At 65.0% G+C, this 17,202-nt stretch carries 14 protein-coding genes; 6 read left to right on the top strand and 8 right to left on the bottom strand.

The annotated features are described in order from the left end of the window. Positions 1-3: 3 nt before the first annotated feature. The 5 genes from CLU93_RS01965 (at position 4) to CLU93_RS01945 (ending at position 5,874) form a co-directional block, all read left to right on the top strand. Entirely contained in the window at positions 4-975 is a 972-nt protein-coding gene (locus tag CLU93_RS01965; RefSeq protein ID WP_099759783.1) for a hypothetical protein, read from the top strand. Continuing rightward, positions 972-2,741 (top strand): vWA domain-containing protein, encoded by a 1,770-nt coding sequence (locus CLU93_RS01960; RefSeq protein WP_099759782.1) that lies wholly within the window; start codon positions 972-974, stop codon positions 2,739-2,741. Before CLU93_RS01965 ends, CLU93_RS01960 begins: the two co-directional genes overlap by 4 nt. 126 nt (positions 2,742-2,867) lie before the next feature. Continuing rightward, positions 2,868-3,461, top strand: coding sequence for a hypothetical protein (locus tag CLU93_RS01955; RefSeq protein ID WP_099764189.1), 594 nt, complete (start codon positions 2,868-2,870; stop codon positions 3,459-3,461). After that, positions 3,458-4,837 (top strand): AMP-binding protein, encoded by a 1,380-nt coding sequence (locus tag CLU93_RS01950; protein WP_099759781.1) that lies wholly within the window; start codon positions 3,458-3,460, stop codon positions 4,835-4,837. The genes CLU93_RS01955 and CLU93_RS01950 overlap by 4 nt, the downstream gene beginning before the upstream one ends. Beyond that, positions 4,834-5,874, top strand: a complete 1,041-nt coding sequence (locus CLU93_RS01945) for an AAA family ATPase (RefSeq protein WP_099759780.1) — start codon at positions 4,834-4,836, stop codon at positions 5,872-5,874. Before CLU93_RS01950 ends, CLU93_RS01945 begins: the two co-directional genes overlap by 4 nt. Before the next feature lie 78 nt (positions 5,875-5,952). Here the strand turns inward: CLU93_RS01945 and CLU93_RS01940 are convergent, their stop codons facing one another. Next, positions 5,953-6,510, bottom strand: coding sequence for a TetR/AcrR family transcriptional regulator (locus tag CLU93_RS01940; RefSeq protein ID WP_099759779.1), 558 nt, complete (start codon positions 6,508-6,510; stop codon positions 5,953-5,955). 164 nt (positions 6,511-6,674) lie between these two features. On the opposite strand from CLU93_RS01940, the gene CLU93_RS01935 reads away from it, so the two are divergent. After that, on the top strand, positions 6,675-7,478 hold the full coding sequence (locus tag CLU93_RS01935; protein WP_099759778.1) for an SDR family NAD(P)-dependent oxidoreductase: 804 nt from the start codon (positions 6,675-6,677) through the stop codon (positions 7,476-7,478). Positions 7,479-7,508: 30 nt separating this feature from the next. Here CLU93_RS01935 and CLU93_RS01930 read toward each other — a convergent pair whose 3' ends face one another. From CLU93_RS01930 to glpD, 7 genes are all read right to left on the bottom strand, one after another. Further along, positions 7,509-8,513: an AraC family transcriptional regulator gene (locus CLU93_RS01930; protein WP_218968321.1), complete on the bottom strand. Its 1,005-nt coding sequence runs from the start codon at positions 8,511-8,513 to the stop codon at positions 7,509-7,511. 97 nt (positions 8,514-8,610) lie between these two features. Further along, positions 8,611-11,424 carry an FAD-binding and (Fe-S)-binding domain-containing protein gene (locus CLU93_RS01925; protein WP_099759776.1) on the bottom strand — a complete coding sequence of 938 codons (2,814 nt, stop codon included), beginning with the start codon at positions 11,422-11,424 and terminating at the stop codon, positions 8,611-8,613. Between the two features lie 112 nt (positions 11,425-11,536). Next, positions 11,537-12,439 (bottom strand): methylglyoxal synthase, encoded by a 903-nt coding sequence (locus CLU93_RS01920; protein WP_099759775.1) that lies wholly within the window; start codon positions 12,437-12,439, stop codon positions 11,537-11,539. Positions 12,440-12,515: 76 nt separating this feature from the next. Continuing rightward, entirely contained in the window at positions 12,516-13,097 is a 582-nt protein-coding gene (locus CLU93_RS01915) for a DJ-1/PfpI family protein (RefSeq protein ID WP_099759774.1), read from the bottom strand. 109 nt (positions 13,098-13,206) lie between these two features. After that, positions 13,207-13,914, bottom strand: coding sequence for an MIP/aquaporin family protein (locus tag CLU93_RS01910; protein ID WP_099759773.1), 708 nt, complete (start codon positions 13,912-13,914; stop codon positions 13,207-13,209). A 42-nt stretch (positions 13,915-13,956) separates the two neighbouring features. Continuing rightward, the gene (gene glpK, locus CLU93_RS01905) at positions 13,957-15,456 is read right to left on the bottom strand and encodes a glycerol kinase GlpK (protein ID WP_099764188.1); all 1,500 of its coding nucleotides are present in this window, start codon (positions 15,454-15,456) and stop codon (positions 13,957-13,959) included. 145 nt (positions 15,457-15,601) lie between these two features. Then, entirely contained in the window at positions 15,602-17,155 is a 1,554-nt protein-coding gene (gene glpD / locus CLU93_RS01900; RefSeq protein WP_257224834.1) for a glycerol-3-phosphate dehydrogenase, read from the bottom strand. Positions 17,156-17,202 lie beyond the last annotated feature (47 nt).

The following is a 17,202-nucleotide window of genomic DNA, read 5'->3' as shown; positions in this document are numbered from 1 at the left end:
GCGATGATTTCTCCTGCCTTTGCCTCGATACTCGCCAGCGGCCGCGCCCAGTTCAACGGCCGCGCGGTGGAAGCGCGTCGGCGCTTTCCCTCGCTCGACATGGCCGCCTTTGGTGCCTTTTTACACGATGGCGTCGATCCGCTGGTGGTGGCCGTGGCCGCCGCTGCGCCCGAGCGCGTGGGCGGCGTGACCCTGGCCGCCTATGACATGGCCCTGGAACTGGTGGGCCATGTCCTGGCCGGTCCGGCCGCGAAAAACCCTTTCGTCAATACCGTCTGGCGCGAACTCGCACCATCGTTTGCGCCACTGCTGGCGACGGCCCCCGTCGACGTGCTGGGCATGCTCAGCAATGCCGCCATCCACATCGCCTCCGTGGCCGGTGCGCGTCCCGCGCAGTGGCAGCGCGAGCTGGCTGCCCTGGCAGCGCAGATTGCCACGCTGGCGCAGCTGCGCGCCGTGGGCCAGGTGCTGGCGTGGCGCGCCGGCGTCGCGCATTTCCGCCAGGGCGCGCTGGCGGCCGCCGACACCTTGCCGCCCGCGCTGGCGCTGGCCGCCTTTGGCGAGCCCGGTGCACAATGGCCGCAGGTGCGTGCGCAGTTACAGGAAAATCCGTGGCGCGGTAGTGCCGAGGGAAGGGAGTTCGGTTCCTTTACGGGCCTGGGCGGCGACTTCGGCACGCCGCCGCAAGTGCGCGCCACGGATGATGGCTTTGTCGTGCGCAGCGCCGAACGCCATTATCTGCTGGTGGCCGATGCCTACGGCGCCGTGCTGCATGGCGCCACGGCGCAGGAGTATGAGCAGGCCAATACCGGCATGCCATCGTCTGTGCGCCTCGATGGCGCGACCGTGCATCTCGGCGCGCGCAGCATCGCGCTCGACCTGCCGGCCGGCGACATCGCGCTTGCCGCGAATGCGCATACGCTGGCCATCACGTCGCCGTGGACGCACGCGATCCGCCTGCTGCCGCTCGCATGAAGACGAGCGCCGACACCACCCTGATCGACGCCTGGCGTGCCGCCTGGCCCGAAGCGCTGGCCGTGTGGAGCAAATTTACGCGCCTGCGCGACCCGAATCTGTGCGCCAGCCGCGTCGAGGCCAGCAAGCAGGGGCTGTCCGGCAGCTTCGCCATGATCCGCCTGCTGGACCAGAGCGTGGTGGTAGATTTGCCGCTGGTGACGGAACTGGGGCTGGACGGCTATGCGCTGGAAATCCTCGCGCATGAAATCGGCCACCATATCCTCGCGCCGGGCAGCGCGAGCGACCAGTTCCGCCTGCTGGCGCGCATGCGCCGCGCCTTGCCCACCCTGGAGCAGCACGCGCCCATGGTGGCCAACCTGTACACGGACCTGTTCATCAACGACCGCTTGCAGCGCCAGGCGAATTTGCGCATGGCCGACATCTACCGCAAGCTGCAGCAGGGGCCCACGGCGCAAGCTGACGCCAAGGACAAGGCCAGCGGCGGCGTATGGACCCTGTACATGCGCATCTATGAAAACCTGTGGCAGCTGGAAAAGGGCGAGCTGGGTGGCGCCAATGTGGATGAGCGCCTGGACACGGACGCCTGGCTGGGCGCGCGCCTGATCCGCGTCTACGCGAACGACTGGATGCTGGCGGCGGGGCGCTTCGCCACCTTGCTGCTGCCTTACCTGGTCGAGGATACGGATGCCTTGAGCCCGAGCCGCTACCTTCTCGACACGCGCGACGCGGCCAGGGGCTGCCAGACCTACGGCGCGCAGCAGATCGAGGATGACGAGGAGGGCGGCGCCATCCATCCCGTGCACGACAAACGCATCTCGGGCCTTGATGGCGAGGAGCCGCCGGCCGAGGCGCCTGCCAGATCGGGTGGCGGGCAACTGCGCGAACCGTTCGAGCTGGGCGACATTTTGAGGGCCTCGGGCGTGGACCTGAGCGACCATGAAATCGCCATCCGCTATTACCGCGAGCGGGCCTTGCCGCACCTGGTGGCGTTTCCCAGCCGCCCCGCGCCCGAGTCGCAGGAGCCGCAGATGGAAGGGCTGGAAGCGTGGGAAATCGGCGACCCGTTGGAAGACATCGACTGGCTGCAATCGGTGATGCAGTCGCCGCGCCCCGTGCCGGGCGTGACCACCGTGCGCCGCGTATATGGCCGCGAACCGGCGCGCGCCATCGACGCCGTGCCCGTCGACCTGGACATGTATGTGGATAGTTCCGGCTCCATGCCGAATCCGCAGGCGCACACCTCGTTCCTGACCCTGGCCGGCGCCGTCATCGCCTTGTCCGCCCTGCGCGCCGGCGCGAAAGTGCAAGTGACACTGTGGAGCGGCAAGAACGAGGTGATGCAAACGCCCGGTTTCGTGCGCGATGAAGACATGATCCTCGGCGTGCTGACGGAATTCTTTGGCGGCGGCACGTGCTTTCCCATCCACCGCCTGCGCCAGACTTATGCGGGCAAGCGCGAACGGCCCGCGCACATTTTGATGATTTCCGACGATGGCATCACCACCATGTTCGACAACGATGAACTGGGCAACAGCGGCTGGGATATTTCCGCCAAGGCGCTGGCCCAGGGCGGCGCGGGCGGCACCATGGCCCTGAACCTGGAGCGCGACTGGGATGGCGCGGCGGCCAACAAGTGGCTGCAGCAAACCTATGACGATTTAAAGCGCGCACGCCGCGAGCAGGGCTGGGATATCCACGCCGTCGAGCGCTACGAGGACTTGCTGGACTTTGCGCGCGCGTTCAGCCGCAGGCATTATGTATAAATTACCCCAACGTCTAAACCTGGGGTCGGACCCGGCGGGGCAATACGGTCCAATGGACCGTATTGCGATTCCGAAGGAACCGACCCCGGCAGTTGCATTTTGGGGTTGGAATTTCAAAGCAAAAAGATGAATACTCCTGGCCCATTGCTCGAAACCCTGACCCACCGCCTGGCCGACACCCCCGTCGAGTTCCTCGCCGAACCCCGCATCGCCGGCGTCGCCAACGCGCAGGCGGTGGCGGTTGCCGCGCTGGTCAACGACATTTTGCTGCTGCATGGCGCACGTGCGCCGGCCGCGTCCCTGCAGGGTTTTATCGGCGCGCAAGTGAAGGCGGACCGCAACCGTCTGGCCCTGGCCATGATCTTGTGCTGGCTGTTGGCCGACGACTGGTTCATCGGCCAGCAGTTGCCGCAGCAGGATCTGCTGCAGGTGCTGGGCGAGGCGGCGCGCGAACTGGCAGCCGCCACGCCGGCCCACCAGTTCACGCAAGACCCGGAGCGGCGCGAGGAACTGGCGCGCATCGTGCTGGCGCGCCTGGGCTTTCGGCCGCGCGACGAAAGCGTGGCGCAGGCCACGGACAGATTGTCCGCCATCAGCGGCACGGAGCGCCGCCGCCTGCTCGAAGCGAGCCGCCTGGCCGAGCAGCGCGCGCGCGAAATCCGCGAGGCGCTGGCGAAAAAGGCGGCCGAGGAATCGGCCGACAAGTGGTCGCGCGAATGACGCTCGCTGGCAAACCTGACGTCAATCTGCCGGGCGGCGCCTGGGAATCGGACCGCGACTACTGTCCCACCCTGACGCTGGCGGGCGCGCGCATGCTGGAAAAACTGCGCGGCCATCCTTGCGCGCCCCAGTACCGCAACCGCAGCGGCAACAAGCTGCTGGCCGGGGAGGTTGAAGCGCTGCGCGCCTATGAGCAGGAAGTCATGCAGGCGATGATCGCCTGGAGCGCGGCTGCGCCGCCATCCTGGCTGCCCGATTTTCTCAAGGCGACTTATGCCACGGTGCCGTACTATCGCGCCTGCGGTTCGCCGCCAGCGCGTTTGCAGGACGTGGCGCCCATCAGCCGCGCCGAGCTGGCGCACGATATCGCCGCCTTCGTGCCCGACGAGGCGGATCTGGCGCGCATGATCAATTTCCAGACCACGGGCACCACGGGCCACCCGCTGCTGATCGCCTCGCACCCGCTGGTGGCGGGGCGCTACCTGGCCTTCCACAAGCGCGCGCTGCGCCGCTTCGGCGTGACCCTGCGCCATGGCGCGGGCCAGGTGGGCGTCATGCTGCTGGGGCACCAGCGCCGCTGCTTCACCTATGTCTCCGTCACGCCCACGATGGACGAATCGGGCCTGGCGAAGATCAATCTGCACCCGGACGACTGGCGTCAAGCTGACGACCGCGCGCGCTACCTGGACGCCATGGCGCCCGAGCTGATCGCGGGCGACCCCATCTCGTTTGCCGAGCTGTTATCCCTGCCCATGACGCACAAGCCGGCCGCGCTGCTGTCCGTCTCGATGATGCTCTTGCCCGGCATGCGCGCGCGCCTGGAGGCGGCGTTCGGCTGCCCCGTACTCGACATCTATTCGCTCAATGAAGTGGGACCGGTGGCCGTCTACGACGAGCAGGCGGGGGGCCACGTGCTGCTGCAGCACCGCTTGTATGTGGAAATCCTCGATAGTGCGGGCCAGCCCGTGCCGGATGGGACACGCGGCGAAATCACCGTGACGGGAGGTTTTAACTTTTGCCTGCCCCTGCTGCGCTACCGCACGGGCGACTACGCCTCGCTGGCGCATGGCCCGCACGGTCCCGTGCTGGTGGGCCTGGCGGGCCGCAGTCCCTTGCGCTACAGGACGATCAATGGCGCATGGATCAACAATATCGACATCACGCACGCCTTGAAGCCGCTGGCCATCGCCCTGTTCGGCGTGCACCAGCATGGCGATGGCAGCGTCGTCCTGCGCCTGGCGCCGGGCGCCATGCCGCAGGCTGACCGGGCGCGCACCTTGCTCGCGCCTTTTTTCGGCGTCATCACGGTCGAGACCTTGCTGGCGGAAGACAAGATCATTCAATACACCTCGGATTTGCGGGAAGCAGTGGCATGAACCTTTATAAACGCGGCCTCGTGGTGGGCAAATTCTGTCCGCTGCATCTGGGCCACGAACTGTTGATCAAGCGTGCGCAAGACGCTTGCGAAGAACTGCTGGTGGTCAGCTACACCAAGCCTGAATTTCCCGGCCTGGAGCCGGCGCGCCGGGAAACCTGGCTGCGCGCGCAGTTCCCGCAGGCGCATATCGTGGTGCTCGACGATGCGCGCCTGGCCGCCCTGTGCGCGGCGCGCGGCGTGCCTGCGCGTCCGTTGCCGCACAACGACGACGAGGGCGATGCGCATCGCCACTTCATGGGCTGGCTGTGCTGGACGGTGCTGGCGCTGCCCGTCGATGCGGTGTTCAGCAGCGAGGACTACGGTCCCGGCTTTGCGCAGGTGCTGGAACGGCATTATGCCGCTGGCCCGGTGGCGCATGTCAGCGTGGATCAGGCGAGAACGCTGGTGCCCGTGTCCGGAACGCAGGTCAGGCAAGACGCGCAGGCGCACAGCGCCTTCCTGTCGCCCGTCGTGCGCGCCGACTTCGTCACGCGGGTGTGCGTGCTGGGGGGCGAATCGAGTGGCAAGACCACCCTGGCCGCCGCGCTGGCAGCGCATTTCGATACCGGCTGGGTGGCCGAGTATGGCCGCGAGCTGTGGGAAAACCAGGATGGCATTTTGCACTACGACGATCTGCTGAACATCGGCAGGGAACAGTTGCGCCGCGAAGCGCAAGCCGCCATGGCCGCGCAGCGCTGGCTGTTTTGCGACACGTCGCCCCTGACCACCTATTTTTACTGTGTCGAGATGTTCGGCAGGGCCGAGCAAGAACTGGCGCAGCTGGCCGAACATCGCTACGACCTGGTGCTGCTGTGCGCGCCCGACTTTCCCTTCATCCAGGATGGCACGCGCCGTGACGGCGATTTCCGCGCGCGCCAGCATGCGTGGTACCAGGTCGAGCTGGCGCGGCGGGGCATCTTCTATGTCAATATGTCCGGCACGATCGCAGACAGGGTCGGGCAAGTCGCGCAGTGGCTCGCGCGTAGGTCGGATTAGGCCCGAAGGGCCGTAATCCGACATCACCACATACGTCAACAATGTTGTCGGATTACGCGGCTGCGCCGCTAATCCGACCTACGTCGTAAAAGCAGCGTTCACGGCTTTCAGGATCTCATCGGAAAACGCTTCATCGTCGACGGCGCGCGCCAGCGCCACGGCGCCCACCATGGTCGACAGCATGACGATCGCGTCCTGGCGTGGGTTGCGCTTTTTCTGCCACGGAAAATGCGTCGCCAGCTTGCCGATGATGGATTTCAGGTGGAAGGTAAAGGCGGGACGCACGGCCGGCTGCTTGCGCGCGTCGCCGGCCAGGGCCGCCAGCAGGCAGCCATTGCCCGGCGCATCGCGGTGGGCCGCGCTTACATAGTCGCGCACATACTGGCGCATGGTTTCCGGGCTGAGGGTTGCCGCATCGAGCGCCGCGCGCGAGTGTTCCGAGCCGTGCAGGGTGCTTTCGGCCATCAGCGCTTCCTTCGAGGCGAAGTGGTTGTAGAAGGGGCCATGCGTCAGCCCCGTCGCCTGCATGATCTGTCCCACGCTGACGCCGTCAAAGCCTTGCTCACGGAATAGCCGTGCCGCTTCCCGCAGGATACGCTGGTGTTTTTCTGCCGTCTCGGCCGCTGGGTATCGCATGGTGTTCTCCGCTCATTGCACATTTCTGTTGACATCATACATGACGTACGTCATGCTTGCGACATTAAACATGATGATCATCATGTTTAATGTCGCATCGAAGCATGATCAGCATCATGCTTGCTGTCCCTGCATTTCAATTTGAGAATCCTAAAGGAATCATCATGAGTACAAGCAATATCCAAGGAACGGCCCTCGTCACTGGGGCATCGTCTGGCCTGGGCGCCGTGTATGCGGACCGCCTGGCCAGCCGTGGCTTTGATCTGATCCTGGTGGCGCGCCGGGTCGAGCGCCTGGGCGTGCTGGCCAAGTCGCTGGCGGAAAAGTATGGCGTGGCCGTGCGCGCCATGGCGGCCGATCTGTCTGCTCCGGCCGACCTGCAGCGCGTGGCCGATGAACTGGCCGGCAACCCGGCCATCACCATGCTGGTGAATAACGCGGGTGTCTCGACCCTCGGCGCCGTGGTGGACTCGCCGCGCGAGGGCATCGCCGCGATGGACCGGGTCAACGTGACGGCGCTGGCCCAGCTGACCTACGCCGTGCTGCCGCAATTCAAGCAGCGCAACAGCGGCACCATCATCAACATCGGTTCCGTGTTGTCCTTCCACATCCTGCCGGTCAGCACGATCTACAGCGCCACCAAGGGCTATGTGATGAATTTCACGCGGGGCTTGCAGCAGGAACTGGCCGGCACGGGCATCACGGTGCAACTGGTGCTACCCGCATCGACGGCGACGGAAATCTGGGAATTGAGCGGCGTGCCGCTGGCGCAGCTGGACCAGGCCACCATCATGCGCGCGGAAGACTGCGTCGATGCGGCCCTGGCGGGCCTGGACCAGGGCGAGCTGGTGACCTTGCCTTCCGTCGAAGACCAGGCGCTGTGGGAGCGCTTCGACGCGGCCCGCCTAGCGCTGTTCGCAGGCGCGATGCACGGCAAGCCGGCATCGCGCTACGGCCTCACTGGCTGACCGGCGGGCGGCCAGCGCCGCGCGCCGAAGCTACAGCGGCCGCACGGGAATGCAGATCTCGCAAGAGAATTCGCCGGTGGCCGGGTCCATTGCCGTGGCGGCGGAAAAGCGCTCGAAGCAGGGGCGCTCGTCCCACTGCAGGCCGCTGGCCGGCAGCCATTCGCGCGTCATGCGCGTCCACGTCTCGGCGATGGCGCTGGACGGTCCCTTGAACTGCGCTACCGCATAGCGCCCGCCGGGCAGGGTGGTGATGCTTGCCCGGCCACCGGCCTGGAAGCCATCTGGCAAGGCGACGCAGGCGTCGTAGCGGCATTTGTCCGGTGGCGTGATGCTGGGATCGTCATGGCCGATGCCGTAGCAAATGGCGTCGGCCAGGCCGTGCGACTGCATCCACGGTGCGACGGTGTCGCGCCAGAAGGCGCTGATGGCGGGGCCGTAGGGGCCGATATGGCGCTGGCACGCCACGCTGGCGGGCGGCAGATCGAGGATGGTAACTTGCATGGGACGCTCTCTATAAAATGGATTGGAGTACCCATGGTGCTGGAAGTTCGACAGGTCTGCCTGATCCGCATTGCGCATGGCCTGATCCGGATTGCTATCTTGCCGGCGCTGGCGCATGGCCGTGAGCATGGCGGCGTTTTTCGCGGCGACGCCGGCGCGCCAGGCTGTCGGCGTACAGCCGAATTTCAGCTTGAAGGCGCGCGCAAACGCTTCGCCGGAACCGAAGCCCGTCGCCAGGGCAATGTCCAGTATCGCTTCGTCGGCGCGGCAGGCCAGCCGCAAGGCGGCCGTTTCCAGGCGCCGGCGGCGCGCATAGTCGCCCAGCGTTTCGCCCATCCAGGCGGCGAACACGCGGTGAAAGTGGAAGCGCGAAAAATGCGCGACGTCGGCCAGCTGCGCCAGGTCCAGCGGCGTGTCAAGGTGGCGGTCGATATGATCGAGCACGGCATTCATGCGCCGCGCATATTCGGCGCGGAACTGGCCACGGACCTGGCAAGATAGCGGCTGTTCAGGGGGAGCAGGAGGAGTAGACATGCCGCCGATTATGGCATGAAGTCCCCTGCGTGCGGTTTGCAACAGGGCCTCATGCCGCGTGCAAGGCCGGTTCCAGCTCGTCGCGCCAGTCGTCGATTTATGCCGGCAGTGATACCTGGCCCGCTGGTCGGCTGCACAGTTCCAATAGCCAGGCGATCGAGCGATACGGGCGGCCCGTTTCGGACGAGAGCCCGATCTCGCAAGTGCGGTTGGTCGATACGCCGCAGGCGCAGCCGGTGGGCAGTTCGGCCTCGATCTTGCGCAGCGCGTGGCGGTTCAGTTCAGGCGCCGCGAAGCCCAGGTCGCCGCCGAAACCGCAGCAGCCCACGCTGGCTGGCTGCACGATCTGTTCGGCACAGGCACTCATCACGGCCCGCAGTTTTTTGTCTGAACCGCTTTTCTGAACCGAGCAATTGATATGCAAGGCAATCGGGCCAGCCTGTTTGACCAGGCTGAGCTTGGGCAACAAGGCGTCATGCGCAAATTCATGGAAATCGGACACGCTCAGGCGCCCGGCCATGTGCTGTTGCAGGCGCAGGGTGCAGGCGCTGGCATCGGTGACGATGCGATAGCGCCCGTTTTCGGAGGCTTCGGCCAGCGCCGCTTCCAGCCGCCTGGCGCTGGCATCGGCTTGTTCCGTCATGCCCTTGCTGGCCAACATCTGGCCGCAGCACAGTTGTTCGACACCGCGCGGTAGCCGTGGCGCGTAGCCGGCGCGCTGCAGCAATGTCTGGATCACCTCGGGCAGCGGTGCTTCGCCGGCCTGATCCGGTCCAAAGATGCGGCTGGCACAACTGGGGAAATACACCACCGGTTCGCCGGGGCCGGGAGCATGCTGCGTCACTTTGGCGGCGGCGCGCGGCATGCTGCGGCGCCAGGCGCCGCCCGACACCGTGTCCAGCGTCCGTTCGCCGACGATACTGGCGACACTGTGCCCAAGCCGCAATCCCAGACGCGCGAGCAGGGCGACGGCGCCGAAATGGTCGCCGCTCCAGCGCCCGATACGGCGCGCCGCGCCGCTGTGCCGGCGGCCGCGCAAATCGCGCACCAGGGCGCCGGTATCGATACCGACCGGACAGGCGCTGGCGCACAGGCTGCAACCGGCGCAGGTGCCCAGTCCCATGTACACGTAGTCTTCGGCCAGTTTGCCGGGTGCCTCGCCGGCCAGTTCACGCCGCGACAGTTCGCGCCAGGCGATGATGCGCTGGCGCGGCGACAGCGTGAGCTGATGCGAGGGGCACTTCGGTTCGCAAAAGCCGCACTCTATGCATTTGTCGACCAATGCGGAGGCGGTTGGCAGCGGCTTGAGATGCTCCAGATGGGATGTGGGACTGTCGTTGAGGATGACGCCGGGATTGAGCAAACCGGCGGGGTCGAAGCTTTGCTTGATGCGGTACATCAGGGCGGTCGCCTCGCGGCCCCATTCCAGCTCGACGAAAGGCGCCATATTGCGTCCGGTGCCATGTTCAGCCTTCAGCGAGCCCTGGTACTTGTTCACCACCAGGTCGCACAGTGCCTCCATCAGGCGGCGGTAGCGCTGCACTTCCTGTGCCTGGCCGAAATCCTGCGTGAACACGAAGTGCAAATTGCCCTCGAGCGCATGGCCGAAAATGACCGCCTCGTGGTATGCGTACTGGCGCAACAAGGCTTGCAAATCGAGCGTCGCGGCGGCCAGCGAATCGAGCGGGAAGGCGACATCTTCGATGATGACGGTGGTGCCTGTCGCGCGCATCGCCCCGACGCTGGGGAAGATGCCCTTGCGTACGTTCCAGTAGATGTCGCATTGCGCCGGGTCGCTCGAAAAGCGCGCCGGTGCTAGCGTGTCAAACGCTTGCAGCGCTGCGAGTGCCGCCGCCACGCCACGTTCCAGGGCCGCTTCGTCGCCACCGCGCACTTCGATCAGCAGGGCGGCCGCGCCGGCGTCCAGTTGCCGCAGCATCGGCGGCAGACCGGCCTTGTTCTCGACCGAGCGCAGCGCGGCGCGGTCGAGCAACTCCACCGCCGACACGGCCAGTGGCTTGAGCGCCAGCACGGCGGCGCAGGCGCCGGCGATGTCGGCGAAAAAAACCAGCGCGCTGGCCTTGTGCCGGTGTTCCGGCACGGTGTCGTAGGTGATGCTGGAAATGAAACCGAGCGTGCCTTCCGAGCCTATCATCAGATGGCACAGGATGTCGATCGGATCGTCAAAGTCGACCAGTGCGTTCAGGCTGTATCCGGTCGTGTTCTTGATCTTGTACTTGCGCCGGATCAGGGCCGCCAGCGCCAGGTTTGCGCGCGTTTCCCGGCCCAGTTGCGCCAGTGTCGACAGCAGTGCGCCGTGACTGGCTTGAAAGGCGGCGACGCTGAGCGGGTCGGCGCTGTCGAGGAGGGCGCCATCGGCCAGCATCACGCGCATCGCGCGCAGGGTGCGGTAACTGTTTTGCGAGGTGCCGCAGCACATGCCCGAGGCATTGTTGGCGGCGATGCCGCCGATCTTGCAGGTGGCGATCGAGGCCGGATCGGGGCCGATCTTGCGGCCCAGCGGCGCCAGGCGGCGATTCACTTCGGCGCCTATCATGCCCGGCCCCAGTCGCACGCTCAGCGCGCCGTCGTCCTGCGCATAGGTCGCGAAGCCGTCGCCCAGCAACACCAGGATGCCGTCGGTCACGGCTTGCCCGGACAGGCTGGTGCCGGCGGCGCGGAAGGTCAGGTGCATCTGATGCTGGCGCGCCACCTGCAGCACATGCGCCACGTCGGCCTCGTCGTCCACCACCACTACCACCTGGGGCAGCATGCGGTAGAAACTGGCGTCGCTGCCCCAGCTCAGGCGGCGCAGTTCATCGGTGATGACGCGCGCGTCCGGCAAGCGTGCGCGCAGCGCCGCGATCAAGGCCGGGTTCGGGGTGGTTGCTGCGGTGTTCGATCGGTTCATGCTGGCGTACTCCTGTTGATTATCTTCGGCAAGACAGAAGCCACTACCATCATGGCCTTGCCATGCTCATTGTTATCGCTGACATGCCAACGCTTCCGTCACGCAAGGGCGTTCAGGCCACCCGCTTGCAGCGCAGGGCCAGCAAATTGAGCCAGCGTTCCACGCCTTTCACATCGCTGCTGCACGATGCATAGTCGGTGACGGTGCGCGCCGCGCGTTCAAGCAGTTGAATGTCCGCCTCGTGCTGGCGCGCCACATGCGGGTCTTCGAGAAACAGCACGCGGCGGCATTGGCGGTTCAGGATCAGTTCGGCAATTTGCGCATCGCCGCCCAGGGGACCGCTGCGGAAAGGTCGCACCCAGTTGCGGCCTGCCACTTCTCCCTTGATCTTTTGCGCCAGCTGATTGAGCAAGCCGCCTGTGGTGCCCGTGGCGCAGCGCATCGCGAAGCTGTCCAGCAATGCGAAATGCCGCTCCGCCAAGGCCAGCATGCAGCCTTTCATCGCGTCGTGCGCAATCAGGGCGATGCTTTCATTGGCCAGGTCAAAGGTGGAATCGAGCGTCGCATCGGGCGCTGCGCCAACGGCCACCGCTTCCAGTTCGAGCCACTCCCTGGCGCCGGCCAGGGTCGACAGGAATGGTTTGCCATGAATGACGCATTGACGTTTCAAGGCCAGCGCTTCGGGAAAATTGGACGACGGGTCCAGCGGGTCCATCAGGTAAATCACTGCGTCCAGCGCCTTGGCCGGATCGCTCTCGACGACGCGCGACACGAGCATCATCAGGCCGCCTTCGCGGCCATAAGGAAAGCGCTCGATCGACGGGTAGTGCGGCAGCAAACCGTGGCTCAGGATCGCATCGAGGGTTCTGCCCACGACGACGAGTTGCGGCTGCAGGTGGTTTTCGATCGCCGCCTGCCCACCCTGGAGCAAGCGCACCAGGGCCGAGTCGGCGGCATCCTGATGCGCCCGGTTTGCAGCCAGACCGATTCTGTAGCGGGGACAATGCAAGGGCATGATGGTTCGGCTTTCAAGGCGGCGCTGCGGGTGGCCTCGCGTCCGGAACGGGCGCTAGGCCAATCTTTGTCACGGATCAGAGCGTGATGGCTGTTCCCAGTTGCTGGAGAAATTGCGCCAGCCATTGCGGATGCGCGGGCCATGCCGGCGCCGTGACGAAAGCGCCATCGGTGACTGCCTGGTCCACTGCAATGTCCACATAGTCGCCACCGGCCAGGCGCACTTCCGGCGCACACGCGGGATACGCCGCAATGCGCTTTCCGCGGATGACATCGGCGGCGACCAGTACTTGCGCGCCATGACAGATGGCCGCGATCGGTTTGCCGGCCGCCGCGAATTGGCGCACGATCTCGATCACGCGCGGGTTCAGGCGCAGATATTCCGGTGCGCGACCGCCCGTGATCATCAGGGCGTCGTAGTTGTCCACCTCGACTTCGTCGAAGCTGGCATTGAGCACAAACAGATGCCCCGGCTTCTCGGTATAGGTCTGGTCGCCCTCGAAGTCGTGAATCGCGGTCTTGATCTTGTCGCCGCTCTTCTTGCCCGGGCAGACGGCATGCACCGTGTGGCCGACCATCTGCAATGCCTGGAACGGCACCATCATTTCATAATCTTCCGCAAAATCGCCGGTCAAAAACAAGATTTTTTTCGCTGCCATGTGTGTCTCCTGGTGAAAGTGCCTGCTCCACGCCGCGTCGGCCGTGCGTCGTCATCCGTCCTGCATGGCAAGACGGCCCTGTACGGCAGACGCGGGGGAGTAGTGGAATTTAAGATTTATAGTTGTACAGCAGTGCCGCCAGAACGGCGCCCAGCAGCGGGCCGACGACCGGCACCCAGGCATAGCGCCAATCGCTGTCGCGCTTGCCCGGGATGGGCAGGATCGCGTGCATGATGCGCGGACCGAAGTCGCGCGCCGGACTCATCGCGTAACCGGTGGTGCCGCCGAGCGACACGCCGATGCCCAGCACCAGCAGGGCGACCGGCAAGGCACTCATGGCGCCCAGTCCGAAGCTCGGCGCCGCCATGTTCAACACGGCAAACACGAGAACGAAGGTGGCGATCATTTCGGAAGCGAGGCTGCCGAAGGTGCCACGGATCGCCGGGCCGGTGCAAAAGACCGCCAGTTTGGTGTCGCCATCGGAGGTGGCCTCGAAGTGCTTGTAGTAGATGACCCAGACCAGAAACGCTCCCATCATGCCGCCGAGCATCTGCATGGCGACATAGGCGGGGACATTTGCCCAGGGAAATTTCCCGACCACCGCCAGCGCCACGGTCACCACCGGATTGAGGTGGCCGCCGCTGGCGGTGGCGGTGCACAGCACGGCGACAAAGACCGCCATCGCCCAGCCGATGGCGATCACGATCAGGCCGCTGTTGTGGCCCTTGGTTTTTTGCAAGATGACGTTGGCGACTACGCCATTGCCCAGCAGGACGAGCAAGGTGGTACCGATGAATTCGGCGAATAAAGGATGCATGTGAAACTTCCAGTGAGGTGGTGGGGATGGGCTTGTGGTCGATCAGACCGCATCGGCCCAGGCTTTGCTGGCGTTGACCGCACGCTGCCATCCCTGTATGTGGCTCTTCACTGTGTTCGCGTCGAGCGCCGGCGTGAAACGGCGGTCCAGTTTCCATTGGTCCTGTATGTCGCTGACATCCTTCCAGTAGCCGACCGCCAGGCCGGCCAGATATGCCGCGCCCAGGGCCGTCGTTTCGGTGATTTGCGGGCGCACCACGTCCACGCCGAGCAGGTCCGACTGGAATTGCATCAACAAATCGTTGGCCACCGCGCCGCCGTCGACGCGCAATTCGGTGATCTTGCCGCCCAAGTCGGCTTCCATGGCCTTCAATACGTCCAGCGACTGGTAGGCGATGCTGTCGAGCGCAGCGCGCGCGATGTGGGCCGACGTGGTGCCGCGCGTCACGCCGAACAGCGTGCCGCGGGCACGCGGATTCCAATGCGGTGCGCCCAGGCCGGCGAAGGCCGGCACCAGATAGACGCCGTCGCCATGCGGCACCGAGCGTGCCAGTTCCTCGATTTCAGAGGCGCTCTTGATGATGCCGAGCCCGTCGCGCAGCCATTGCACGACCGCGCCGCCGATGAAAATGCTGCCTTCGAGCGCGTAGTTGACTTGCTCGCCGATCTGCCACGCGATCGTGGTGACGAGATTGTTCTTCGATTCGATCGGTTTGTCGCCCGTGTTCATCACCAGGAAGCAACCTGTGCCGTAGGTATTCTTGACCATGCCTGGCTTGGTGCACATCTGGCCGAACAGCGCCGCGTGCTGGTCGCCGGCGATACCGGCCAGCGGCACGGCGGAGGCGAACAAGGTGGTTTTGGTGGTGCCGTAGACGGCGGAAGAAGGATGCACTTCCGGCAGCATGCTGCGCGGGATATCCATCATGGCCAGCAACTCGTCGTCCCATTCCAGCGTGTGGATGTTGAACAGCATGGTGCGCGAGGCGTTGGTGACATCGGTGACGTGCAATCCCTGCTGCGAGAGATTCCAGACCAGCCAGCTGTCGACAGTGCCGAAGGCGAGCTTGCCCTGGTTGGCGCGTTCGCGCGCCCCTGGAACATTGTCGAGTATCCAGCGGATCTTGGTGGCGGAGAAATACGAATCGATCGGCAAGCCGGTTTTTTCCCGCACGATGGCTTCGAGGCCGCGGCCTTTCAGTTCATCGCAGAAATCGGCCGTGCGGCGGTCTTGCCAGACGATGGCGTTGTACACCGGGCGGCCCGTCTCGCGGTCCCAGACGATGGTCGTTTCGCGCTGGTTGGTGATGCCGATGGCGGCGATCGATGCGCCATTCAGTCCCGCGTGCGTGACGGCTTCGGCGGCGACGCCGGCCTGCGTCGACCAGATATCCTGCGGGTCATGTTCGACCCAACCCGGCTGCGGATATATTTGCGGAAATTCCTTTTGTGCTACCGAGACGATGTTGCCGGCCCGATCAAACAATACTGCGCGTGAGCTTGTCGTTCCCTGATCGAGCGCAAGAATGTATTGGTCCTGCATCGCCATTTTCTGCATGTCTTCTTCTCCGTCTATAGTTGATTTTTTTTGCCGGTCTTTGCCGCGCCGGTCACTCGGTAAACTGGTATCCCGTGTCCATGGAGATGGCCCAGACAAGGAAAAGCCGCCTGGCTCTCAGGCTTTTTTTTCAAGCGCTCATCTCAGGCATCGACATCTGTTTGATCCATTCCTCCAGACGCGCCACATGCCGCGGCTGGCAATACAAGCCGCATTTGGTTCTGCGCCAAAGGATGTCTTCGGCGCAGCGCGCCCATTCCACCTCAAACAGATAGCGCGCTTCCTGTTCGTACACGCCGGGCGTCAGTTCCTCGCCCAGATCCGTCATATTCTTTGCCGTGCCGAGCATGCGCCTGGCGCGGGTGCCGTAACAGCGCGCATAACGTTGCGCCAGCTTGCCCGGCAGCCATGGGTACTGGGCGTGCAGTTGTTGTGCGAAGCGCTCGAAGTCGATGTTCTCAACCAGCGCACCCGCTTGCTGCAAGTCGCCGCCCGGCAAGGGTGCCGAGGCGGTCCAGTCCGGCGCATCGCCGCCCAGGCGCGGCTGCAGCATGGCCAGCGCCTCTTCCGACAGTTTCCGGTAAGTGGTGATCTTGCCGCCCCAGATATTGAGGAAGGGGGCGGTGTTCGGGTCGCATTCGAGCAGGTAGTCGCGCGTCACCGCCGAGGCGTTTTGCGCGCTGTCGTCGAGCAGCGGTCGCACGCCGGAATAGGTCCAGACCACGTCGCTCGGTGCAATCTGTTTGGTGAAGTAACGGTTGGCCACCTCGCACAGGTAGCTCACTTCGCCGTCGCTGATCGTCACCTTGCCGGGCGCGCCGGTGTATTCCAGGTCGGTGGTGCCGATCAGGGTGAACTCGTCCTGATAGGGAATGGCGAAGATGATGCGTTTGTCCTGGTTCTGGAAAATATACGCGTAAGGATGGTCGAACAGGCGCGGCACGATGATGTGGCTGCCCTTGACCAGCCGCAGGCCGTGCGTATTGCTCACGCCCGAGGCGGCGTTGGCGAATTGCGCGGTCCAGGGGCCTGCGGCGTTGACGATGGCGCGCGCCTTCACCTCGATGCGGCCATGCTGCTCGCTCTCCAGCGTGGCGTGCCAGCCCTGGCCTTCCTGGCGCACCGCCGCGCAGCGGGTGCGGGTCAGGATGTTGGCGCCGCGTTCGCTGGCGTCCAGCGCATTGAGCACCACCAGGCGCGCATCGTCCACCCAGCCGTCGGAGTAGACGAAGCCCTTGCCGAAATCGCCTTTCAGCGGGCCGCCCGCCACGTGCCGGCGCAGCGACACGCCTTGCGAGGCCGGCAGGAAAGCGCGTCGCGCCAGATGGTCATACAGGAACAGTCCGGCACGGATCATCCAGGCCGGCCGTTGTCCGGCATCGTGCGGCATGACGAAGCGCAGCGGCCACATGATGTGCGGTGCCGTGCGCAACAGCAATTCGCGTTCCTGCAAGGCCTTGCGCACCAGTTTGAATTCGTAATATTCAAGATAACGCAGGCCGCCGTGTATCAGTTTGGTGCTGGCCGAGGACGTGTGCTGGGCCAGATCGTGCTGCTCGCACAGGATGACGCGCAAACCGCGGCCGGCCGCATCGCGCGCGATACCGACGCCGTTGATGCCGCCGCCGACGATTAAAAGATCACAGTCCTGTTGCGCTAGCTGCTTGATTGTCGATTGCATCATGATCCTGAAGGTGGTGATAGGCCGCTATGGGCTATAAAAAGTGCATG

It is taken from the genome of Janthinobacterium sp. 35, from assembly GCF_002754575.1.
GTDB lineage: Bacteria > Pseudomonadota > Gammaproteobacteria > Burkholderiales > Burkholderiaceae_D > Janthinobacterium > Janthinobacterium tructae.
This window is presented reverse-complemented; position numbering and strand designations above follow the sequence as displayed.